General features: G+C 72.2%; 20 protein-coding genes. 10 read left to right on the plus strand and 10 right to left on the minus strand.

Annotated elements, in window-relative coordinates; genetic code table 11:
• Positions 1-3: 3 nt before the first annotated feature.
• Together QNO09_RS19310 and QNO09_RS19315 are read right to left on the minus strand one after the other, a co-directional pair.
• Positions 4-516 carry a hypothetical protein gene (locus tag QNO09_RS19310; RefSeq protein ID WP_283971449.1) on the minus strand — a complete coding sequence of 171 codons (513 nt, stop codon included), beginning with the start codon at positions 514-516 and terminating at the stop codon, positions 4-6.
• A gap of 23 nt (positions 517-539) precedes the next feature.
• Entirely contained in the window at positions 540-1,655 is a 1,116-nt protein-coding gene (locus QNO09_RS19315) for a magnesium and cobalt transport protein CorA (protein WP_283971450.1), read from the minus strand.
• A 456-nt stretch (positions 1,656-2,111) separates the two neighbouring features.
• Here QNO09_RS19315 and QNO09_RS19320 point away from each other — a divergent pair, with 456 nt between their 5' ends.
• Positions 2,112-2,696: a suppressor of fused domain protein gene (locus QNO09_RS19320; RefSeq protein ID WP_283971451.1), complete on the plus strand. Its 585-nt coding sequence runs from the start codon at positions 2,112-2,114 to the stop codon at positions 2,694-2,696.
• A 30-nt stretch (positions 2,697-2,726) separates the two neighbouring features.
• Here QNO09_RS19320 and QNO09_RS19325 read toward each other — a convergent pair whose 3' ends face one another.
• Positions 2,727-3,950 (minus strand): MFS transporter, encoded by a 1,224-nt coding sequence (locus QNO09_RS19325; RefSeq protein ID WP_283971452.1) that lies wholly within the window; start codon positions 3,948-3,950, stop codon positions 2,727-2,729.
• 161 nt (positions 3,951-4,111) lie between these two features.
• Here QNO09_RS19325 and QNO09_RS19330 point away from each other — a divergent pair, with 161 nt between their 5' ends.
• The 3 genes from QNO09_RS19330 to QNO09_RS19340 all read left to right on the plus strand — a co-directional run bounded on the left by QNO09_RS19330 (position 4,112) and on the right by QNO09_RS19340 (position 6,478).
• Complete coding sequence (locus QNO09_RS19330) at positions 4,112-4,753, plus strand: DUF6758 family protein (protein ID WP_283971453.1); 642 nt, start codon at positions 4,112-4,114, stop codon at positions 4,751-4,753.
• A 123-nt stretch (positions 4,754-4,876) separates the two neighbouring features.
• A complete protein-coding gene (locus QNO09_RS19335) occupies positions 4,877-5,737 on the plus strand; it encodes a PHP domain-containing protein (RefSeq protein ID WP_283971454.1) in 861 nt (286 codons plus the stop codon).
• A gap of 135 nt (positions 5,738-5,872) precedes the next feature.
• Positions 5,873-6,478, plus strand: a complete 606-nt coding sequence (locus QNO09_RS19340) for a MarC family protein (RefSeq protein ID WP_283971455.1) — start codon at positions 5,873-5,875, stop codon at positions 6,476-6,478.
• A 540-nt stretch (positions 6,479-7,018) separates the two neighbouring features.
• On the opposite strand, the gene QNO09_RS19345 is transcribed toward QNO09_RS19340, so the two are convergent.
• Positions 7,019-7,171, minus strand: a complete 153-nt coding sequence (locus QNO09_RS19345; RefSeq protein ID WP_094057445.1) for a DUF8834 family protein — start codon at positions 7,169-7,171, stop codon at positions 7,019-7,021.
• Positions 7,172-7,399: 228 nt separating this feature from the next.
• Here QNO09_RS19345 and QNO09_RS19350 point away from each other — a divergent pair, with 228 nt between their 5' ends.
• Positions 7,400-8,293 carry an NYN domain-containing protein gene (locus QNO09_RS19350; RefSeq protein WP_283971456.1) on the plus strand — a complete coding sequence of 298 codons (894 nt, stop codon included), beginning with the start codon at positions 7,400-7,402 and terminating at the stop codon, positions 8,291-8,293.
• A 122-nt stretch (positions 8,294-8,415) separates the two neighbouring features.
• On the opposite strand, the gene QNO09_RS19355 is transcribed toward QNO09_RS19350, so the two are convergent.
• Together QNO09_RS19355 and QNO09_RS19360 are read right to left on the minus strand one after the other, a co-directional pair.
• Positions 8,416-9,288, minus strand: coding sequence for an alpha/beta fold hydrolase (locus QNO09_RS19355; protein WP_283971457.1), 873 nt, complete (start codon positions 9,286-9,288; stop codon positions 8,416-8,418).
• Positions 9,289-9,385: 97 nt separating this feature from the next.
• Positions 9,386-12,091 (minus strand): DEAD/DEAH box helicase, encoded by a 2,706-nt coding sequence (locus QNO09_RS19360; RefSeq protein ID WP_283971458.1) that lies wholly within the window; start codon positions 12,089-12,091, stop codon positions 9,386-9,388.
• Between the two features lie 475 nt (positions 12,092-12,566).
• Here QNO09_RS19360 and QNO09_RS19365 point away from each other — a divergent pair, with 475 nt between their 5' ends.
• Entirely contained in the window at positions 12,567-13,316 is a 750-nt protein-coding gene (locus tag QNO09_RS19365) for a ferritin-like fold-containing protein (RefSeq protein ID WP_283971459.1), read from the plus strand.
• Positions 13,317-13,385: 69 nt separating this feature from the next.
• Here QNO09_RS19365 and QNO09_RS19370 read toward each other — a convergent pair whose 3' ends face one another.
• From QNO09_RS19370 to QNO09_RS19385, 4 genes are all read right to left on the minus strand, one after another.
• Positions 13,386-13,655 carry a hypothetical protein gene (locus tag QNO09_RS19370; RefSeq protein ID WP_283971460.1) on the minus strand — a complete coding sequence of 90 codons (270 nt, stop codon included), beginning with the start codon at positions 13,653-13,655 and terminating at the stop codon, positions 13,386-13,388.
• 226 nt (positions 13,656-13,881) lie between these two features.
• Positions 13,882-14,109: a DUF3107 domain-containing protein gene (locus tag QNO09_RS19375; RefSeq protein ID WP_030854792.1), complete on the minus strand. Its 228-nt coding sequence runs from the start codon at positions 14,107-14,109 to the stop codon at positions 13,882-13,884.
• Positions 14,110-14,244: 135 nt separating this feature from the next.
• The gene (locus QNO09_RS19380; RefSeq protein WP_031132394.1) at positions 14,245-14,892 is read right to left on the minus strand and encodes a TetR/AcrR family transcriptional regulator; all 648 of its coding nucleotides are present in this window, start codon (positions 14,890-14,892) and stop codon (positions 14,245-14,247) included.
• A gap of 207 nt (positions 14,893-15,099) precedes the next feature.
• On the minus strand, positions 15,100-15,324 hold the full coding sequence (locus QNO09_RS19385) for an Rv3202a family protein (protein WP_283971461.1): 225 nt from the start codon (positions 15,322-15,324) through the stop codon (positions 15,100-15,102).
• A gap of 255 nt (positions 15,325-15,579) precedes the next feature.
• Here QNO09_RS19385 and QNO09_RS19390 point away from each other — a divergent pair, with 255 nt between their 5' ends.
• The 4 genes from QNO09_RS19390 (at position 15,580) to QNO09_RS19405 (ending at position 21,792) form a co-directional block, all read left to right on the plus strand.
• Positions 15,580-16,626: an alpha/beta fold hydrolase gene (locus tag QNO09_RS19390; protein WP_283971462.1), complete on the plus strand. Its 1,047-nt coding sequence runs from the start codon at positions 15,580-15,582 to the stop codon at positions 16,624-16,626.
• Between the two features lie 8 nt (positions 16,627-16,634).
• Positions 16,635-18,398 (plus strand): DUF3152 domain-containing protein, encoded by a 1,764-nt coding sequence (locus tag QNO09_RS19395; RefSeq protein ID WP_502962320.1) that lies wholly within the window; start codon positions 16,635-16,637, stop codon positions 18,396-18,398.
• A gap of 338 nt (positions 18,399-18,736) precedes the next feature.
• A complete protein-coding gene (locus QNO09_RS19400; protein WP_283971464.1) occupies positions 18,737-20,449 on the plus strand; it encodes a DUF3492 domain-containing protein in 1,713 nt (570 codons plus the stop codon).
• Complete coding sequence (locus tag QNO09_RS19405) at positions 20,446-21,792, plus strand: hypothetical protein (protein WP_283971465.1); 1,347 nt, start codon at positions 20,446-20,448, stop codon at positions 21,790-21,792. The genes QNO09_RS19400 and QNO09_RS19405 overlap by 4 nt, the downstream gene beginning before the upstream one ends.
• Positions 21,793-21,806 lie beyond the last annotated feature (14 nt).

The raw sequence follows: 21,806 nt of genomic DNA on the forward strand, positions 1-21,806 counted from the left end.
CCGTCAGGCCCGTTTGCGCCGTTTCAGCAGCAGGCGGGGCAGCCCCGCCGGGACCGGCCGGCGGGTGATCGCCGGGGACGGCAGGGGCGGCTCGGACAGGGAGCCCTCGGGCAGCGGCGCCGTCTCCCCGGTCGGCTCCAGACGCAGCACCCGGCACTCGCGGGCCCAGCGCTCCGGCACGGCCTCGCCGTCGGGCGCGTTCAGCCGTTTGCCCTTGAGCTCGGCGACCGCCGCGTCCCACGCCTCGGAGCCCGGCGCGAGCTGGGTGATCCGGGCCGTCCAGGTGACGAGCCGGCCGCCCTTGTCCTTGCTGCGGACCGTCACCGTCGCCTCGGCGCCGTCGGCCAGCCCCGGCAGCGGCTGCTCGCCGGGCCCGTCGCCGACCAGGCACGCGGCACCCTCGTGCCACACGTGCCACAGCGCGCGCGCCGGGCCGTCGGGGCCCTGGACCCAGACGAGGCCGGACTTCTTCGTGGCCTCCTCGACGAGGGCCTGGTCGAGCAGCTCGCTTGTCATGGGCCCCAGCCTAACCAGGCTGCTCACAGCCATCCGTTCCGCTTCAGCGTGCGGTGGATGCCGAGACAGACGGCCACCGTGAAGCTCAGGATCACCGGGTAGCCGTACTTCCAGTGCAGCTCCGGCATGTACTCGAAGTTCATGCCGTACACCCCGCACACCATCGTCGGCACGGCGATGATCGCGGCCCACGAGGTGATCTTGCGCATGTCCTCGTTCTGGGCGACGGACGCCTGGGCGAGGTTGGCCTGGAGGATGGAGTTGAGCAGCTCGTCGAAGCCGAGGACCTGCTCCTGGACGCGGGCCAGGTGGTCGGCGACGTCCCGGAAGTACTTCTGGATGTCGGGGTCGATCAGCCGCATCGGCCGCTCGCTCAGCAGTTGCATGGGCCGCAGCAGCGGCGACACGGCCCGCTTGAACTCCAGCACCTCGCGCTTGAGTTGGTAGATCCGGCCGGCGTCCGAACCGCGCGGCGCGCCCTTGCGCCCCGGGGAGAACACCTCGGTCTCGACCTCGTCGATGTCGTCCTGCACCGCGTCGGCGACGGCGATGTACCCGTCGACGACGTGGTCCGCGATGGCGTGCAGCACGGCCGAGGGGCCCTTGGCGAGCAGCTCGGGGTCGTCCTGGAGGCGGTGCCTGAGGGCCCGCAGGGAGCCCTGCCCGCCGTGCCGGACGGTGATGAAGAAGTCCCGTCCGGTGAAGCACATGACCTCGCCGGACTCGACGACCTCGCTGTTGGCGTCGAGCTGGTCGTGCTCGACGTAGTGGATGGTCTTGAAGACCGTGAACAGGGAGTCGTCGTAGCGCTCCAGCTTGGGCCGCTGGTGGGCCTGGACGGCGTCCTCCACGGCGAGCGGGTGCAGCCCGAACTCACTGGCGATGCCGGAGAATTCGGCCTCCGTCGGCTCGTGCAGGCCGATCCATACGAAACCCCCGTCGCGGCGCACCAGGCGCACCGCCTCGTGCGGGGTCAGCGCGGTCCCGGTCTCGATGCGGCGGCCGTCGCGGTAGACGGCGCAGTCGACGACGGCGGACGACGCGGCGGGGCTGCGGGTGGCGTCGTAGGTCCCGCCGTCCTTGCGCAGCGAGACACGGGGCGGACGGACGACAGCGCGCAGGTCGCGGATCATCGACATGGCGGGCTCCTTCGCGGGCAGGCAACGAACGGCGCCGGCGACGGGTGGAACCACCCGGAATGAGGACGTAGTGACTACGGATGTTTGGCACGTCCACAAAGCGGGGAGCACCGCACCGTCGCGGTGGCCGGTTTCGTTACTGATTCAGCTACTGAGGCAGATCAGGCAAAGCGAAACGAAGCGCTCTTCCGCGGTGAAGCGAGTGCGAGAGGTGGCAGCCGGAGAACGAAGCAGCTACATCGGCGGCGCGAAGAGCGTGGTGCTACTGCACGGTCGACTTCGATCCATTGCAGCCCCACCTCCTCCGGCCGGTCCCTCGTAAGGGAGTTCCTTCGGGCGTCGGGGCTTGATCGCGACGCTTCTGCGTGCTGCCCCGAACCACCGGGCAAGAGTAGCAGCCGACACAACTGTCAAGGTGCTGCCTTGCCCGCTACTGGCGAGTTCTATGCTCGCCGCATGGCAGATGTTCTTCCTCTGGTCGAAGCCCGGTTGCGTACCGCGCTGGGCGAACCGGACGCGCGCGCGGCGGTCACCTTCCTGGGCACGGACCGCATCGAGGTGCTCCGCTTCCAGGAGGGCGGCATCGTCCGCTACGCCTCGCTCGGCATGTCCGCGCACCCGATGACGGATCCCACGGCGGTGATCGCCGACCCCGTCAAGGGTCCGCGTGCCGAGCTGATCCTCTCGGTCCGTTCCGGGCGTGCCGACACCGACAAGGCGCTCCGGCCGCTCGCCGTGCTCGCCGCGTCTCCGCAGGTGGAGGGAGTGGTCGTGGCTCCCGGCGCGTCCCTCGACATCGGTGAGCCGCTGTGGCCGGGCGCCCCGTTCACCTCGGTGCTGGTCGCCGAGCCGGGCGGCCTGGTGGAGGACCTGGAGCTCGACGAGCCCTTCGACCCCGTACGGTTCCTGCCGCTGCTGCCGATGACCCCGAACGAGGCCGCCTGGAAGCGGGTGCACGGCGCGCAGGCGCTCCAGGAACGGTGGCTGAACCAGGGGACGGACCTCCGGGATCCGTCCCGGAAGTCCGTCCCGCTGGAGTGAGGAAGCTCACCAACACCAGCCCGGGTGGCCTCAGTTGGCGAAGACGGTGACGCCGTCCTCGGTCGTGTGCCGGGGCTCCGGCTCTTCCGCTTCGGCTGTGAGGGCCTTGCGCCGTACGACCACCACGGCCGCGCCCGCCACCGCGGTGACCGCCGCCACCGCGAACGGGATGTGGATGTCGGTCCACTGCTCGATCTTCGGCGCGAAGTACGGAGCGGCCGCCGCCGCGAACCAGCGCACGAAGTTGTAGCCCGCGCTCGCCACCGGTCGGGGCGCGTCCGAGACGCCGAGGGCCAGCTCGGTGTAGACGGTGTTGTTCACGCCGATGAAGGCGCCGGACAGGATCGTGCAGACGACCGCGGTCGGGTGGGAGCCGTAGCCGAGCACCAGCACGTCGGCCGCGAGCAGCACCAGGGAACCGCCGAGCACCTTCAGTGAACCGAACCGCTTCTGGAGCCGGGGCGCCACGATCACCGAGAAGACGGCGAGCAGCACACCCCAGGCGAAGAACACCGCCCCCGACCGGTAGGGGCTCATGTTCAGCACGAACGGCGTGAAGGCCAGCACGGTGAAGAACGTGTAGTTGTAGAAGAACGCCGAGACGGCCGCGGAGGCGAGGCCGCCGTGGCCGAGGGCCTTGATCGGATCCAGCAGTGAGGTCTCGCGGGCCGGCTTGGGCTGTTCCTTCAGGAACACGGTGATGCACAGGAAGCCGATGGCCATCAGGAACGCCGTGCCGAAGAACGGGTAGCGCCAGCTGGCGTCGCCGAGCAGGGCGCCCAGCAGCGGACCGCAGGCCATGCCGAGGCCGAGGGCCGACTCGTACAGCAGGATCGCCGCCGCACTGCCGCCGGCCGCCGCGCCGGCGATGACCGCGAGGGCCGTCGAGACGAACAGCGCGTTGCCGAGGCCCCATCCGGCCCGGAACCCGATCAGTTCGCCGACGGACCCGGAGGTGCCCGCCAGCCCGGCGAACACCACGACGAACGCGAGGCCGAGCAGCAGGGTCCTGCGGCCGCCGATCCGGCTGGAGACGAAGCCGGTCACCAGCATCGCGACGGCGGTGATGAGGAAGTACGAGGTGAAGAGCAGGGAGACCTGGCCGGCCGTGGCGTCCAGGCCCTGGGCGATGGACGGCAGGATCGGGTCGACGAGCCCGATGCCCATGAAGGCGACGACCGACGCTCCGGCGGTCGCCCACACGGACTTGGGCTGCTTCAGGAGGCCACCCGCTCCGGCGTCGAAGGGGTCCATGGCGTGCCGCCTTTCCCGGGACGAAGATGGTTGGTATATACACATCTTAAGTTAGCAACTCTAACTAATGCCATATACATCTAGTGTGGGTCGTGAAGGGTTCCGTCCGGATGGGTGATCGTCCTTGACGCGGCGCGGCGGGGGTAGGACCGTGGGGCCCTATGAGGGGCGAACCCAGTTGCCCGAAGTGCGGTGGCCGGGTCCGGGCTCCCGGCCTCTTCTCCGACTCGTGGCAGTGCGATGTGCACGGCACCGTCCATCCGGTGCAGCCCGTGATACCGCCCAGCGTCGACGCCCTCAACGTCGTGGTGCACCGCACCCAGGTGCCGGTGTGGATGCCGTGGCCGCTGCCGGTCGGATGGCTGTTCACGGGTGTGGCCTGCGCGGGCGACGACCGCACGGGCGGCCGTGCGACCGCTGTCGCCTGCACGGGGCCCGGGCCGCTCGGCGGAATGGGCGAGCTGATCCTGGTGGCCGAGGAGCTCGGAGTCGGGCTCGGGGCGCGCTACGCGGGCCTGGACGGCCCCGACCCGGGGCCCCATATGAACGTCGAGAAGCCGCCGCAGGCGAAGGTGCTGGCCGCCGGACGTCCCACGCCGTTGTGGCATGTGGCCGGGGCCCCCGACGATCGTGCCGTCTTCGCCGGTGAGGCGCTGGGGATGTGGCTGTGGGCCGTGGTATGGCCCGAGCAGTCGGGGTTGCTGATGTACGACGAGCTGGTGCTGACCGACCTGCGGGACGCCGGGGCGGAGGTCGAGCTGGTGCCCTGTGGCGCCCTGTCCCCGAGGCTGCTGGGACCCTGAGGGGTGTAGGGCCCCTGAGGGGTGTAGGGGGTGCCTGCCGGGTTCGGGTGTGACATTCGGCGTTGAAAAGCCGGTTATCCTGGAGCGGCCCTGTTCGTGTCGTTCGTGTCTGGAGTCCGTGCCGTGCGCATCGATCTGCACACCCACTCCACCGCCTCCGACGGTACGGACACCCCCGCCGAGCTGGTGCGCAAGGCTGCCGCGGCCGGACTGGACGTCGTCGCGCTGACCGACCACGACACCACCCGCGGGCACGCCGAGGCGATCGCCGCGCTGCCCGAGGGGGTCACGCTGGTCACCGGGGCCGAGCTCTCCTGCCGGCTCGACGGGATCAGCATGCACATGCTGGCCTACCTCTTCGACGCCGAGGAGCCACGACTGCTCGCCGAACGGGAGCTGGTCCGGGACGACCGGGTGCCGCGCGCCCAGGGCATGATCGTCAAGCTTCAGCAGCTGGGCGTGCCCGTGACGTGGGAGCAGGTGGCGCGGATCGCCGGTGACGGGTCCGTGGGGCGTCCGCACGTGGCGAGCGCGCTCGTCGAGCTCGGCGTCGTGCCGACCGTGAACGACGCCTTCACGCAGGACTGGCTGGCCGACGGCGGCCGGGCCTTCGTGGAGAAGCACGAGACCGACCCCTTCGAGGCGATCCGGCTGATCAAGGGCGCGGGCGGGGTCGCGGTGTTCGCGCATCCCGGGGCGAGCAAGCGGGGGCGCACGGTACCGGAGGCCGCCATCGCGGAGATGGCCGCTGCCGGGCTGGACGGTGTCGAGGTCGACCACATGGACCACGACGCCGACACCCGCGCGCGGCTACGGGGGCTGGCGAAGGAGCTCGGGCTCCTCGTCACGGGGTCGTCGGACTACCACGGCAGTCGCAAGACGTGCGTGCTCGGGGAGTACACGACGGATCCCGAGGTCTACGGGGAGATCACACGACGGGCCTTCGGGGCGTTTCCCGTGCCGGGCGCCGGCGGAGCCGTCTGAGGTTCCTCTTCTCCCGTAGGTCCGTTTCCCCTTTTCCTCACTCGGCTTTTCTCACTCGGCGCTGCCCGCTGTGCTCACCCGTTCCGCCGTGCGGTACGCCGGACCACAGCGGCAGCCCCCTGCGCAAGGCTCACCATGTTCGACTTCGCCGTCTTCGGCTCCCTCTTCCTGACCCTCTTCGTGATCATGGATCCCCCGGGGATCACACCGATCTTCCTCGCGCTCACCGCCGGCCGGCCCGGCAAGGTGCAGAAGCGGATGGCCTTCCAGGCCGTCTGTGTCGCGGGCGGCGTGATCACCGTGTTCGGGCTTCTCGGGCACCAGATCCTGAACTACCTGCACGTGTCCGTGCCCGCGCTGATGATCGCGGGCGGTCTGCTGCTCCTGCTGATCGCGCTGGACCTGCTCACCGGCAAGACCGACGAACCGAAGCAGACCAAGGACGTCAACGTCGCCCTCGTGCCGCTGGGCATGCCGCTGCTGGCGGGGCCCGGGGCGATCGTGTCGGTCATCCTCGCCGTGCAGAAGGCCCACAGCGTCACCACCCAGGTGTCGGTGTGGGCGGCGATCCTCGCCATCCATGTCGTGCTGTGGATGGTGATGCGCTACTCACTGGTGATCATCCGGATCATCAAGGACGGCGGAGTGGTACTGGTGACCCGGCTCGCGGGCATGATGCTCTCCGCCATCGCCGTGCAGCAGATCATCAACGGCGTCACGCAGGTGATCCAGGGGAGCTGAGGGGCCGGGTCGGGCCTGGAGAGAGGGTCAGGACGCCGCGGATCCGTCTTGCCGGGCGGCGTCAGGGGCGGTGCCACAGTCGCCCGGGTCCCCCTGCGGCGTGACGGCCGCGAGCTGCCGCATCGCGGGTCCATGACCTCGCGGTGGATGTCCGCCACGACCGCCGAGGGCGACAGGCCGCCCCGGCCGAGGCTCCGGTCGGCGCGGACGGCGAACGTACGGGGAGTCGGGGAACCGCCCGCCGACCGCCGGGCGGCCTCGACCGGCTCGTGCTCGGTTGCGGAGTCCTCGACATGCCGGGCGGCCTCGACCGGCTCGCGCTCGGCGGCGGAGTCCTCGTCACGCCGGGCGGCTCGTCGGCGGCCTGCCCGTGCAGTTCCGTGTGCGACCGGTCCGTCACCGACATGCTCCACCGTCCTGTCCTGGCTCGCGCCGTGCCCCCAGCCCATACGCCCCCGGTCTCGCCGAGGTCCGCGACAGCGAAGCCCCCGCACGGCCGATGCCGGGCGGGGGCTGCGAAGTGTGGGAGAGCTGCGCGCCTTATGAGGCCGTGGTCTCGGCCGGGCGGATCCAGAGGCGCTGCCCTATGGCGGCCGCCTGCTGAACGATGCGGTTGACGGAGGCGGCGTCCACGACGGTCGTGTCCACAGGTGTGCCGTCGACGTCGTCGAGTCGCATGATTTCGAAGCGCAAGGGCTTCTCCCTTCGTCTGGTCATCCTCCTGAGGAGAACTACTCGGTGGTGCGGCCCACCGGACTCGGTGTCCGGTGTTCCGTATGGGTCAACAGAGAAGCGCGGGTCAAACATTCCCTACGCTAAGGAAATTTTTCGAACTGCTAATTACCGTGCCGTAAGAACGTGGTTACGGGACCGACCGGGACCGGTTGTGTTCGCAGCGTGACCGCCGGGACAATGGATGTGATGAACGACGACCTCGCGGCCCTCCACGCCCGCATCGACCGCACCAACGAGCTGCTCCAGCGCATGCTCGCCGAGGTGGCGAAGACGCCCTCGACCCACGCGATCTTCGTCGACGCCGGGTATCTGTACGCGGCCGCCGGACGCCTCGTCGCCGGCACGGAGGACCGCCGCGCCTTCGACCTCGACGCCGAAGGTCTGATCGACGCGCTCATCGACAAGGCCCGCACGATCTTCGCGGACAGCCGGCTGCTGCGGGTCTACTGGTACGACGGCGCCCGGCGCCGCATCCACACGGGCGAGCAGCAGACCATCGCGGAACTGCCGGACGTCAAGGTGCGCCTGGGCAACCTCAACGCCAACAACCAGCAGAAGGGCGTCGACTCCCTCATCCGCTCCGACCTGGAGTCCCTCGCCCGGCACCGCGCCATCAGCGACGCGGCTCTGCTCGGCGGCGACGAGGACCTGGTGTCGGCGGTGGAGGCGGCCCAGGGGTACGGCGCCCGGGTCCACCTCTGGGGCATCGAGGCGCCGGAGGGCCGCAACCAGGCGGAGCCCCTCCTGTGGGAGGTCGACAGTCAGCGCACCTTCGATCTCGACTTCTTCAAGCCGTACGTCTCCCGCCGCACGGCCCAGCTCCACGAGTCGGGCGCGGGCCGGCCCACCCGGGAGGACGTGCGGTTCGTGGGCGCGCAGATCGCCGCGAAGTGGCTCGCGGCACGCGGCCGGGACACTCTGGTCGAGCTGCTGCCCGGCCACCCTTACCTGCCCGGCTCGGTCGACCAGGACCTGCTCGTGGAGGCGGAGGGCCTCCTGCAGTATTCGCTGCGCGGCCAGGCGGACCTGCGGCGAGCCCTGCGCGACGGCTTCTGGGAGCACTTGCGGACGCAGTACTAGGTCCTGTCCACGGAGGTGGGTGACGGGCGACGCGAGGACCGGCTCGGAGCCGGACAGCCCTAGGCCGCGCTCCGTGCCCCGCCGGGCATTGGCGAGGACCGGCTCGGAGCCGGACCGCACACCTAGGCCGTTTCGATGCCGTCCCAGAAGGCCGCGAGGGCGTGGGCCGTCGGCAGGGGACGGTCGGCGTTGGGGGAGTGCTCCGCTCCCGTGACGACCGTGCGGTGCGCGTCCAGCCGCAGAGCCATGTCGTCGAGGATCGCCACCGGCCAGGTGTCGTCGTGCGCGCCCGACAGGACGTGGAACGGCAGCGGGACCGAGGCCAGTTCGGCGACGCGGTCCGGCTCGTTGCACAACTGGCGCCCGGTGGCCAGCAGTTGGGCAGGGCTGTGGCCCAGCCAGCGGCGGCGCAACTGCTCCTGGTCGCCGAGGCCGCGGGCGGGTCCCCCGACCTCCTCCGGCGGCCCCATGGCCCGGATGGCCTCCCACGCCTCGTCCATCGACAGCACGGCGAGCGCGTCCCGCAGCAGCTTCACGCGCTGCTGCTGGGAGACGGAGATCTCCGCCGGGCCGGACGAGACGAGGGTGAACGAGAGGAAGGGCGAGTGGTCGAGCAGCACGGCCGCACGGGCGATCTGCCCGCCCAGCGAGTGCCCGACGAGATGCAGGGGCGCGCCGAGGGCCTCGGCCTGCGCGAGCACGTCCCGCGCCAGTTCCCGCTGCGCGTAGGCCGATTCGTCGTCCAGGGGACCGCCGGACTCGTGCTGCCCCCGCCCGTCCACGGCGACGACCCGGTATCCCCGCTGTGCGAGCGGCTCGTGCAGCAGCCTGAAGTCCTCCTTGCTCCCGGTGAACCCGGGCAGCATCAGCACGGCTCCCCTGGCCTCCACGCCCGCTGCCGGTGACGAGTCGACGACGGCGAACTCGCCGCGTGAGGTGCGCAGGCGGTAGGCGCGGGCGCCGGGGGGAGGAGGGAAAGCGGGGTGGCTCGTCACGGGGCGAGGGTAGCGGGTGGGGGACCGGCCCCGGGCCCTCGGGGAACGCCGACGGCCCGGCCCCCGTGCGAGAGGGCCGGGCCGTCGGGGAGGGGTGTCAGCCCTCCGTGGGCTCCGCGGCGGCCGTGGCCTTGCGGGTGCGGCGGGCCCGGGGCTTCGCCTCCGCCGTGTCCTCCGAAACCGGGGCGGCCGCGGTCGCCTTGCGCGTGCGGCGCGGCTTGGCGGCGGTCTCCGGCTCCTGATCCGCCTGGGTGGGGATCTCGGCGACGGCAGGCGCGGTCTCTGCGGTCTTGCGGGTGCGGCGGCGCGGCGTGGCCGGCTCCGTGCCCTCGGCCGTGTCGACGGCGGTCTCGGCCGCTGCGGCGGTCTTCCGCGTGCGGCGCGGCTTGGCCTCCACCGCCTCCGTCTCCACAGCGGCGGCAGCCGTCTTCCGCGCGCGCCGGGGCTTGGCCTCGGTCGCCTCGGCCGTGTCCATGCTCGCCTCCGCCTTGGCGGTGCTCGCCTTGCGCGTGCGGCGCGGCTTGGCGGCGGTCTCCGGCTCCTGATCCGCCTGGGTGGGGATCTCGGCGACGGCAGGCGCGGTCTCTGCGGTCTTGCGGGTGCGGCGGCGCGGCGTGGCCGGCTCCGTGCCCTCGGCCGTGTCGACGGCGGTCTCGGCCGCTGCGGCGGTCTTCCGCGTGCGGCGCGGCTTGGCCTCGACGGTCTCCGGCTCCTCCGCGGGGGCGGCGGTCTCGGCGGTCTTGCGGGTGCGGGGGCGCGGCGCGGCCTCGGTGGCTTCCACCGTGTCGACGGCGGACTCCGCCGCCGTGGCCTTGCGCGTACGCCGGGGCTTCGCTTCGGCCGGCTCGACGGTGTCCTCCGCCGCCTCAGCGGTCTTGCGGGTGCGGCGGCGCGGCTTGGCCTCCGTGCCCTCGGCCGGGTCGACGACGGTCTCGGTCGCCTCGGCCATGTCGACGCCCGCCTCGGCCTTCGCGGCCGTCTTGCGGGTGCGGCGCGGCTTCGTCTCCGAAGGCTCCGGCGCGGACTCGGTGGTGCCCTCGGCCGTGTCGACCGCCGACTCGGCCGCGGACGCAGCCGTGGCCTTGCGAGTGCGGGTGCGGCGGCGCGGCGCGGCGGCCGCCTCGGGCGACGCGGCGTCCGTGGCTTCGGCGACGACCGTCGTCTCCGGGACCGACGGCGTCACCGCGGCCTCGGTCTCGACGGCCGACGTCTCCGACCGGCGCGTGCGGCGGCGACGTGACTTCGGGGTCGCCTCGGGCGCCTCAGCGGTCGTGCCCTCGGCCGACGCGACGGCGTCCACCGCCTGCTCGGACGCGGTGGCCTCGACCGCCGCGACCGGAGCCGGCTCGGACTGGGCCCCGCCGCGGGTGCGGCGACGGCGACGCGGGGTGCGAGGAGCCGTGACGGCATCCGCCTCGGCGGTGCCGCCGGTGGCCGCGGTCTCCGGCGCGGTGCCGCCGGCGGACTCGGGCGCCCCGTCCAGTACGGCCCCGCCGCGTGTACGGCGGCGGCGACGCGGCGTACGCGGCGACCGCTCGCGGTCGGCCGAGCGGGACTCGTCCCGGTCACCGCGGCCGGGACGGCCGCCGCGCCCGCGCGGCCCACGGCCGCCCGGCTCGCCCAGGTCCTCCAGCTCCTCCGCCTCCAATCCGGCGCGCGTACGCTCCGAGCGCGGCAGAACGCCCTTGGTGCCCTCGGGGATGCCGAGGTCGGTGTAGAAGTGCGGAGAGGTGGAGTACGTCTCCGGCGGGTCGCTGAAGCCCAGGTCCAGCGCCTTGTTGATCAGCTGCCAGCGCGGGATGTCGTCCCAGTCGACGAGCGTGATCGCCGTACCCTTCGCGCCCGCGCGGCCGGTCCGGCCGATGCGGTGCAGGTACGTCTTCTCCTCTTCCGGCGACTGGTAGTTGATGACGTGCGTGACGCCCTCGACGTCGATGCCGCGGGCGGCGACGTCGGTGCAGACGAGCACGTCCACCTTGCCGTTGCGGAAGGCGCGCAGGGCCTGCTCACGAGCGCCCTGGCCGAGGTCGCCATGGACGGCGCCGGAGGCGAAGCCGCGCTGCTTGAGCTGGTCGGCGAGGTCGGCCGCGGTGCGCTTGGTGCGGCAGAACACCATGACCAGTCCCCGGCCCTCGGCCTGGAGGATGCGCGAGACCATCTCGGGCTTGTCCATGTTGTGCGCGCGGTAGACGAACTGCTTCGTGTTCGCGACCGTCGCGCCCGCGTCGTCCGGGGAGGTGGCGCTGATGTGCGTGGGCTGCGACATGTAGCGGCGGGCCAGGCCGATGACCGCGCCCGGCATGGTGGCCGAGAACAGCATCGTCTGACGCCGCACCGGAAGCATGTTGATGATCTTCTCGACGTCGGGCAGGAAGCCCAGGTCGAGCATCTCGTCGGCCTCGTCGAGGACCAGGCACTTCACATGCTTCAGGTTCAGCTTCTTCTGCCCGGCGAGGTCGAGCAGCCGGCCCGGGGTGCCGACGACCACGTCGATGCCCTTCTTCAGGGCCTCCACCTGGGGCTCGTAGGCCCGGCCGCCGTAGATGGCGAGGACGCGCACGTTGCGTGCCTTGCCCGCGGTCAGCAGATCGTTGGTGACCTGCGTGCACAGCTCGCGCGTGGGGACGACGACGAGTGCCTGCGGGGCGTCCGTGAGGTCCTCGGGCTTGGCGCGTCCGGCTTCCACGTCCGCGGGGACGGTGACGCGCTCGAGGAGCGGGAGGCCGAAGCCCAGCGTCTTGCCGGTGCCGGTCTTGGCCTGGCCGATGACGTCCGTGCCCGAGAGGGCGACCGGAAGGGTCATCTCCTGGATGGGGAAGGGGGTGATGATGCCGACGGCCTCAAGGGCTTCGGCGGTCTCGGGGAGGATTCCGAGCTCTCGGAACGTAGTCAGGGTGCTGCCTCTTCTGTGTGGGCGGCGCGAGGCGAGCGCGGGGTCGTGTCAGACCGTGCCGGGGACGTCGGCTGCTTACGGGCGGGCCGAAAAGCACGGGACCGCGCCGACGCTCTAGCGCTCGTGCCGCTGAGGGTGTCCCCCTCCGGGTCGCGTACGCACTGCGGCGGACGGCCGGGGAGGGCTGTCGGGTCGGAGCCGATCGGGCCACCGACCGGGCATCCTCATACGTGCGGCCTGTCGAGGTACGTCAACGTACCAGCAGGCGCATTACCACCATACCCCGGAATCCCGCACATGTGATGGCCGATTCGGTCACGTAGTCATCGCCACAGTGATTGACCAGGGCCTTACGCCGCCCGGTGGGCGGGCTATTGTGCGCTTCATGACGAGCTCTGACAAGCCTGAGAACGCCAAGGACACCGACGCCGCCGCACCCACCTCAGTCGCCGCCCGGGACTGGGCGACGGCCTCCGCCGACCCTCAGTACCGTGCCGCGGTCGTGGACCTGCTCGGCGCGCTCGCATACGGGGAGCTCGCGGCGTTCGAGCGGCTCGCGGAGGACGCCAAGCTGGCGCCGACGCTGGCGGACAAGGCGGCGCTGGCGAAGATGGCGTCGGCGGAGTTCCACCACTTCGAGAGGCTGCGCGACCGGCTGGCCGAGATCGGGGAGGAGCCGACGCGGGCGATGGAGCCGTTCGTCGCCGCGTACGACGGGTTCCACAAGCAGACGGCTCCTTCCGACTGGCTGGAGGGACTCGTCAAGGCCTACGTCGGCGACTCCATCGCCAGCGACTTCTACCGGGAGGTCGCCGCCCGGCTGGACTCCGACTCCCGCAAGCTGGTGCTGGCCGTCCTCGACGACACGGGTCACGGCGGTTTCGCCGTGGAGAAGGTGCGGGCCGCGATCGACGCCGACCCGCGTGTGGGCGGACGGCTCGCGCTGTGGGCGCGGCGGCTGATGGGCGAGGCCCTGTCGCAGTCCCAGCGGGTGGTCGCCGACCGGGACGCGCTGTCGACCATGCTGGTGGGCGGCGTCGCGGACGGCTTTGACCTCGCCGAGGTCGGAAAGATGTTCTCCCGGATCACCGAGGCCCACACCAAGCGGATGGCCGCGCTGGGGTTGGCCGCCTAGCCAGGGGGGACCTCCTGGCTCCCGCCGTCCGGCCGGGTCGTCATCGGCGCCGCCGCTCTCGGCGACCCCTCAGGCGGTCGCCGACCGGCGGCGCAGTCTTCCCGCGGGGCGCAGCAGCAGCGACAGCGAGGCCACCGAGACGATCACCGCGCCGAGCAGAACGATCAGCACGTGCCCGGCGTCCAGCGCGCTGTGCATGACGAAGGCCCCGAAGAGGGCGCCGGCGACACCGGTCGACAGGACCATGGAGCGGGCCGGAAGTCGGTGCGCCAAGCGGTGTGCGGCCGCCCATGCCAGAGCCAGGCCGAGAATCGCGGAGCTCAGCGCTTCCAGAAGCATGTCGGGGTCCCTCCCACATGGCCGGCCTGCCCAAATCGGTCGTAGCCCGTCTTACCCCTGACCTGCGGAATCCAATCCACCCCTGGGGGCGGCTTGTGCTCCATCCGTGAAGGAACCGGTGTGCCGCAAGGAGAAGCGGAGGCTGTGCGGGAGGGGTGTCCGAGGGAAGGCAACGCAAACGGGGCGGGTCGGCCGACAGCCGTCCCGCCCCGTTTCGCGCATGCGCCTACAGCGCTCCGAAGCCCACCTTGCGCGGGGCCGGCTCACCGATCTCGACGTACGCGAGACGGTCGGCCGGGACGAGGAGCTTGCGGCCGTGCTCGTCCACGAGGCTCAGCAGCTGCGACTTCCCGGCCAGTGCCTCGGCGACCACGCGCTCGACCTCCTCGGCGGTCTGACCGCTCTCCAGAACGATCTCGCGGGGCGCGTGCTGCACGCCGATCTTGACCTCCACGGCTTTGTCCCTCCGACGGTCAGTGATGTGCGCGACCTTCCGCGCCGTACGCAGCACACATTAGCCCGGTGAGGGGACGTACATGCTCCGCCCGAGAACGCCACGAGCGAACATCGGGCGGGAACAAAGCGCCCGTCAGTGGTGCGGCTGGTCCATGCCGTGCAGCGGGAAGCCCGCGATACCGCGCCACGCCAGCGAGGTGAGCAGCTGCACCGCCTGGTCGCGCGGCACGCTGCGGTCGCTGTGCAGCCAGGACCGCGCCACCACCTGGGCGAGACCGCCCAGGCCCGAGGCGAGCAGCATCGACTCCGCACGCGACAGACCGGTGTCCTCGGCGATGACGTCGCAGATCGCCTCGGCGCACTCGTTCGTGACCTTGTCCACGCGCTCGCGCACGGCGGGCTCGTTCGTCAGATCCGACTCGAAGACCAGGCGGAAGGCGCCGCCGTCGTCCTCGACGTAGGCGAAGTAGGCGTCCATCGTCGCCCTGACGCGCTGCTTGTTGTCGGTCGTCGACGCGAGCGCGTTCCGCACGGACTGGATGAGCGACTCGCAGTGCTGGTCCAGCAGTGCGAGATAGAGGTCGAGCTTGCCCGGGAAGTGCTGGTACAGCACCGGCTTGCTGACGCCGGCCCGCTCCGCGATGTCGTCCATCGCGGCCGCGTGGTAGCCCTGGGCCACGAAGACCTCCTGGGCGGCGCCCAGAAGCTGGTTGCGTCGGGCACGGCGCGGCAGGCGTGTGCCCCGCGGGCGAACCGCCTCTGTCTGCTCGATGGCTGTCACGCCGCCTCCCATAGTCGTCCACATGCGGATCTGGCCGCGTCGCCATCGTACTTTTCGGTAACCGTGGTGTGCGCGGTGAGAGTGCAGAATTTCACGGACCGGACAGTTATGAAAGCGGTTGCGAAGGTTTCAAACAGGGTCAGAGCGGGCAAAATCCTGCCTCTTTCCTGTTCTCCCGAGCTGCTCGTCGCCCGTCGGCGGCGAACGTCACCGGTAGTCGTCCTCGTCGAGCGAGACGATCCTGGCCTGCTCGACCAGGTCGGCCTCGTTGGCGCGGTCCGGGTCGACGGCGGTCAGCGGGTCGTCGCGAGTCGGCGTGATGTCCGCCTGCTGCTCGGCCGCGTCGACCTCGGGGGCCTCGACGTCGAACTCCTGCGCCTCCTGCGCGTCCTCGGCCTCGAACGTCTCCGGGTCGGTGGGGTCTACGGCCATGATGGGCTCCCTTCCTACGAACGTCCCTGGGAATGCAGGGGCCACACGCGGGTGCCCTCTGTACGAGCCTAGGAGACACCCGTTCCGGACGCTATGCGATCCGCGTCCGGGACGTGACGCGCTGCTCATCCCGTTGACTGCTACCCGCGTCTGTCCGGGTGCCTTCTCTCCCGTCCCCTCAACAGGCCGAGAGCTGTGACGGCGAACACAGGCGAACGCATGAGCCACTGCGTGATCGTCTCGTAACATTGCCGCATGTCTTCGACCGAGCTGCCGTTCGTGCCGCCCGCCAATGTGCTGCCGAAGGTGGGGACCGTCCGGGTCGCGGAGGGTGAGCGCCTGCGGTCGGTCGAGCTCCCCGGTGTCACGCTGACGGTCCGGTCGCGACCTCCCGCGCGCGACGGACTGCCTCCCGCGCTGTACGTGCACGGGCTCGGCGGTTCCTCGCAGAACTGGTCGGCGGTGATGGCGCTGCTGGACGGCTTCGTCGACAGCGAGGCCCTCGACCTGCCGGGTTTCGGAGACTCCCCGCCGCCGGACGACGGCGACTACTCCGTCACGGGCCACGGGCGCGCGGTGATCCGTTACCTCGACTCCTCCGGGCGTGGCCCCGTGCACCTGTTCGGGAACTCGCTCGGGGGCGCGGTCGCCACCCGTGTCGCCGCGGTTCGGCCCGATCTGGTCCGTACGCTCACGCTCGTGTCTCCCGCCCTGCCGGAAATCCGAGTGCAGCGCGCCGCCGTGCCCACGGGGCTGCTGGCGGTGCCGGGCGTCGCCCTGCTCTTCACCCGGCTCACCCGGCAGTGGACGGCGGAGCAGCGCGTCCGCGGCGTGATGGCGCTGTGTTACGGGGATCCCGGGCGGGTGACGCCGGAAGGATTCAGCAACGCCGTGCAGGAGATGGAGCGGCGGCTGCGACTGCCGTACTTCTGGGACGCGATGGCGCGCTCGGCACGCGGGATCGTCAACGCGTACACACTGGGCGGCCAGCAGGGTCTGTGGCGCCAGGCCGAACGGGTTCTCGCGCCGACCCTCCTCGTCTACGGCGGCCGTGACCAGCTCGTCGGCTTCCGAATGGCCCAGAAGGCGGCCCGGGCCTTCCGCGACTCGCGGCTGATGACGTTGCCGGATGCGGGGCATGTGGCGATGATGGAGTACCCGGAGACGGTGGCCACCGCGTTTCGCGAACTGCTATCGGATGCGGGAGAGTTGGGCGCGCAGCGGGCAAGGTGGGCCGGCCGGGCGGATGCCGGGGGCGACGCCGGCGACAGAGAAGGCACCGACGAGAGCATGGGGGGCTGAGGCGCGACGTGGGACGCCACAGCCGCCGTGGGCCGGTCGTCAAGGGCGACAGCGCGGACACAACCGCAGATCGGAACCGTCAGGACGGCCGGGCCGGGTCCGAGCAGGCTCAGAGATCAGGCCAGGGCCAGACGCCGGACAGGAGCCGTGGCAGCCGTACGGCACCGCCACCGGGGCCACGCAGACTGCCAGGACCCCGGACCGCCCCCGCCCCCGCGGACGGGACACCGCCGCACGGCATGCCACGCCTGCCGGACGGCTGGCTTCCGGACGGCACGCCCGCGCGTGGCGTTCCCCGGCTGCCTGACGGCACTCCGGCGCGTGGTGTGCCGAGGCTGGCCGACGGCACTCCGGCCCAGGGGGCTCCCCGGATGCCGGACGGTACGCCGGGGCGTGGAGTGCCCCGCTTCTCCGAGGGCACTCCGGCGCGAGGTGTTCCGCGCATGCCCGACGGCACTCCGGCGCATGGAATGCCGCGGTTGCCTGATGGGACGCCCGCGCGTGGAATGCAGCGGTTTCCGGACGGGACTCCGGCACGCGGGGGTCCGCGGTTTCCGGACGGGACGCCTGCGCGAGGTGTTCCGCGCATGCCTGACGCGACTCCCGCGCGTGGGATGCCCCGGGTGCCCGGGGACGCGACCGCCCACGGCTTTGGGGAGGCCCGGGGTGGGCACCCCGAGCAGCAGGAAGCCGGAGGCGGCTGGGGTGAGTTGAGGGGGACGAGCGGCGGACCCGCCGGTGCCGGTGTTCCCCTACCGCGGCAGCGCCGGGCCTCCGTGCCCGGGCCGCGGCAGGACTACCTCGACGCCTTCGCCGCGGACGAGGACGACGTCTTCGCGCCCCGTACGCCCGCCTCCGCCCATGCCGCGGACGCCTACACCTCCGTCACGGACTGGAACGCCGGCACGCCGGCCGACTCCGGGTCCCGTCACGACGACGCGGGGCCCACCGGCACGCCCGTGCCGGGCAGGGGCGGCAAGGGTCGCACCTTCACCGGCATCGCGGCCGCCGCTGTCACGACCGTGCTGGCCGTCATCGTCGCCGGCCAGGTCACCGACGACCACGCCGGCGGCGAGGTGCAGTCGCAGTCGGCCACCGACCAGGCCCGCGACGTTCGGGACACCGCGTCCCGCGCGGACGGCCGGGGCCCGGCCCCCGAGGCCCCGCCGCTGACCTACGACGAGAAGATGGACCGGACGTACCCGCTCGGCGCCGAGCTCAAGGGCTCGGGGAAGTTCGACGCCGTTCCCGGCATCGCCAAGGCCCCGGGCGCCGGGCAGAAGTTCACCTACCGCGTGGACGTGGAGCAGGGGCTCGGGCTGGACGGCGCGCTGTTCGCCGAGGCCGTGCAGAAGACGCTCAACGACCGGCGCAGCTGGGCCCACAACGGCGCGCGCACCTTCGAGCGCATCCACTCCGGCAAGCCCGACTTCGTGATCACGCTGGCCAGCCCCGGCACGACCGCCGACTGGTGTGCCAAGTCCGGCCTCGACACCACCCAGGACAACGTCTCCTGCGACTCGGCCGCGACCGAGCGCGTGATGATCAACGCCTACCGGTGGGCACAGGGCTCGGAGACCTACGGCGCCGGCAAGGTCCACGCCTACCGGCAGATGCTGATCAACCACGAGATCGGCCACCGCCTCGGCTACGGCCACGTCACCTGCGACAAGGACGGCGACCTCGCGCCGGTCATGCAGCAGCAGACCAAGTTCCTCGACCACGACGGCATCCGCTGCCGCCCCAACCCCTGGGCCTATCCCGGGAATTGACAGGCCTCACAAGGGGTGTGGAGTCCTTCGGGTACACGCCGTACGACCTCTTGGCGCCCCGCGGCCCGTACACCGGGCGGCTGCCGACGCTCGATGCCGTGGCCGCCGCGTGACGCCGGGCGCGGCGACGGGAGTTGGCCGCGGCATGACGATGCGTGTCCGCTTGATCCCCTAGCGCGACAGAACGCGACCCGCACGGGAAAGTTACGACCGTTCACCCCTTTTGGTGGTGCGACGGACAACCGTCCGTCGCACCACCGCCTTGTCCGCATACGTTCGTCCCGCTGCGAGCCGCCGGGCAACGGCGGCTCCCCATACGGGAGATCGGGGGTGCACTCGTGCGCATCGGACTGCTTACGGAGGGTGGCTATCCGTACGTGAGCGGTGACGCCAAACTCTGGTGCGACCGGCTGGTGCACGGACTCGCCCAGCACGAGTTCGACGTCCACGCGCTCAGCCGCAGCCAGCACCAGGAGGACGAGGGGTGGATCCCGCTGCCACCGAATGTCCGCCGGGTGCGCACCGCACCGCTGTGGATGGCCGAGGACGACGAAGTGGTGCTCGGGCGCCGTGCGCGCCGGCGGTTCGCCGAGTGCTTCGGGGAACTGGCCGCCGTCCTGTGCGGGACGCCCGGGAGCGCCTCCGCCGGAGGGCTCTCCGAAAGTGTGTCGACCTCTGAGGCGGACCGTTTCGCCAGCGCTCTGTACGGGCTCGCGGAACTCGCCCGCGAGGCAGGGGGACTGGTGGGGGCCCTCCGTTCGGAGGCCGCCGTACGCACTCTGGAACGCGCCTGTCGTGCACCTGGCGCCCATCGCGCGGCGCGAGAGGCGCGCGTCCCCGATCTGCTCGCCGTCGCCGCCCATCTGGAAGGCGCCCTGCGCCCCCTCTCCCTCGACTGGTACGAGGACGAGGGACTCGGCGCGGTCGACCTCTGCCACGCCGCGTCCGGCGGCACCGCCGCCCTGTCCGGCCTGCTGGCCCGGCACTTCACCGGCGTACCCCTGGTGGTGACCGAGTACGGCGTGCGCCTGCGGACGCACTACCTCACCGCCCCGGATGCCCCACCCGCCGTGCGGTCCCTGCTGGCGGCCTTCCAGAGCCGGCTCGCGGCCGAGGCCTACGGGAAGGCCGAGGTGGTCACCGCCGGCAACACGCACGCCCGCCGCTGGCAGGAGCGCTGCGGTGCCGACCGCGAGAAGCTCCGCACCGTCTACCCCGGCATGGACGCCCGGCCCTTCACCGAGGTCGGCGAGTCCCCGGACGGCGCGGACCCGGGCACAGTCGTCTGGGCCGGCCGTGTCGAGCCCGCCCGGGACCTGGTCTCGCTGCTGCATGCCTTGGCGGAGATCCGCAAGCAGGAACCGAGGACGCGCCTGCGGATCGTCGGCGCCCCCGCCGGCCCCGAGGGTGCGGCCTACCTCGGCCACTGCAGGACACTGGCCGCCCAGCTCTTCCCCGACGAGGCCGAAGGCCCGCACGCCGCCGGGGACAACCCGGTCTCCTTCGAGGAGGTCGGCGGCCCCGACCTGCCGACTGCCGCCGACGCCTACGCCTCGGGCGCCGTGACCGTCCTCTCCAGCGTCGTCGAAGGCTTCCCCCTCAGCCTCGTCGAGGCCATGCTCAGCGGGCGCGCGACGGTGTCCACGGACGTCGGCGCGGTCGTGGAGGTCATCGGCGGCACGGGGCTCGTCGTACCGCCGCGCAATCCGCGGGCGCTCGCCGACGCGTGCGTGGCGCTGCTGCGCGACCCCGAGCGCCGTGCACGGCTGGGGGCCGCCGCGCGCGCCCGTGCCCTCGAACTGTTCACGGTCGAGCAGAACATCGAGGCGTTTCACAGCATTTACCTGGAGATCGTCTCCCGCGCACCCGTCCGCCGCAGCCTTCTCGACGGAGCGGGAGAGCCACTGCCGTTCGCGGTTCCCGCCGAGGCCCACGTGCCCGTCCGCTGGACCGCCGCGTCGCCCCGCCTCAGCCGAGGCGGCCCCGGCTGGGCGGCGGGCAGCCCCGTACGCGCCACCACCCCCGCCCCGGCCCCGGAGGCAGCGCGATGAAGGACCTGGGCGCACTGGACCGCCGTCCGCGGACCCCGACCGGCCCCGGGGCGCCGGATGCCCGCTCGGAGAAGGATCCGGCTTCGGCGACCACGGGCTCGCCCGGTCCTGTGGCCGATGCCGAGCGGGCGACGACCGCTGACGAGACGCCGCTCCTCGAACCAGGGCAGACGACCGGCCACAAGGCACCCGTGCAGCACGAGTCGGCCACCGGCCGCAAGGCCTCCAACCCGCGCCGGGGGGCCGCCGACCCCGTGAAGGCGCTGATGCACCGGCACCGCGAGCTCTGCGCGCGTGCGGTGGACCCTCTTGAGATCGCCGCGGGCCTGGAGGCGCACGGCATCACCGACCGGACCGCCGCCCGCTTCCGCCACCGGGACGTCTTCTCCCTCGCGGAGGAGATGTACGCACGGGTCTCCCGTGACGGAGACGCACCCTCGCCCGCGGCGCCCGCCGCACCCCGGGTACGCGCCGACTGGGCTCTCCTGACCCTCCTGCCCGGGGCGCTGTGCGCCGCCGCCGTGACCGCCGTGCACCTCACCCACGGGCAGGCGCGGCTGCTCGCGGCCACGGCCGGTGCCCTCGCCGTGGCCCTGGCCCTCCGCGCGGCCCTGCACCGAGGTCCCCTGAGCAGGACCGGCCCGGACCGGCCCGGACCGCGTCCGGGCGCCGCCCACGGCCGAACCACCCCATGGACCGTGTGGCTCGTCGCCTACTCCGTGCTGGGCAACGGCCTGCTCCCCAGCGTCCTCGCCGGAGGCCCCCACGCCCTGCCCACCGGCACGGCCGACGGCCCCTGGCCCGTCATCGCCGCCCCGGTCCTGGCCCTCGCCCTGGCCTGCGCCCCCGCCGCCTGGACCGCGCACCTCTTCACCGCGCGCTCCCGCCGCAGACTCGCCACCAGCCGCGGCCTGGAGGACTTCGCCGCCGCCGTACGCCCCCTCCTGCTCGGCACGATCACCCTGTTCCTGGGGGCCCTGGCGGCCCTGCTCATCCTCTGCACGGCGCTCCTCGACGAGCCCGCGGCCCATGCGGAGGCACTCACCCTGGGCGCCCTGCTCTTCCTGGCCCGCCTCCTCACCGCGCACGGCTTCACCTACGCGCCCGCCGTGGCCCTCACCGCGACGGCCACGGCCGAGGCGGCCGCCCTCGCCACCGTCTTCGCCGCACGCCTTCCCGGTTTCGGCTTCCTGGCCACCCCCGCCGAAACCCTTGTCACCACCTGGGGCGCCGGCAGCGTCCCCACCCTGGCCTGCGGGGTGGCGGCCCTGGCCCTCCTGGTGCACACGATCCGCAAGCTGACCCGGGCCTCGGCCCACGCACCGCCGGAGCCCACGCGGTGACCGCCGCGGGCGCC

This window comes from Streptomyces sp. 378 (genome assembly GCF_030124145.1).
Lineage (GTDB): Bacteria > Actinomycetota > Actinomycetes > Streptomycetales > Streptomycetaceae > Streptomyces.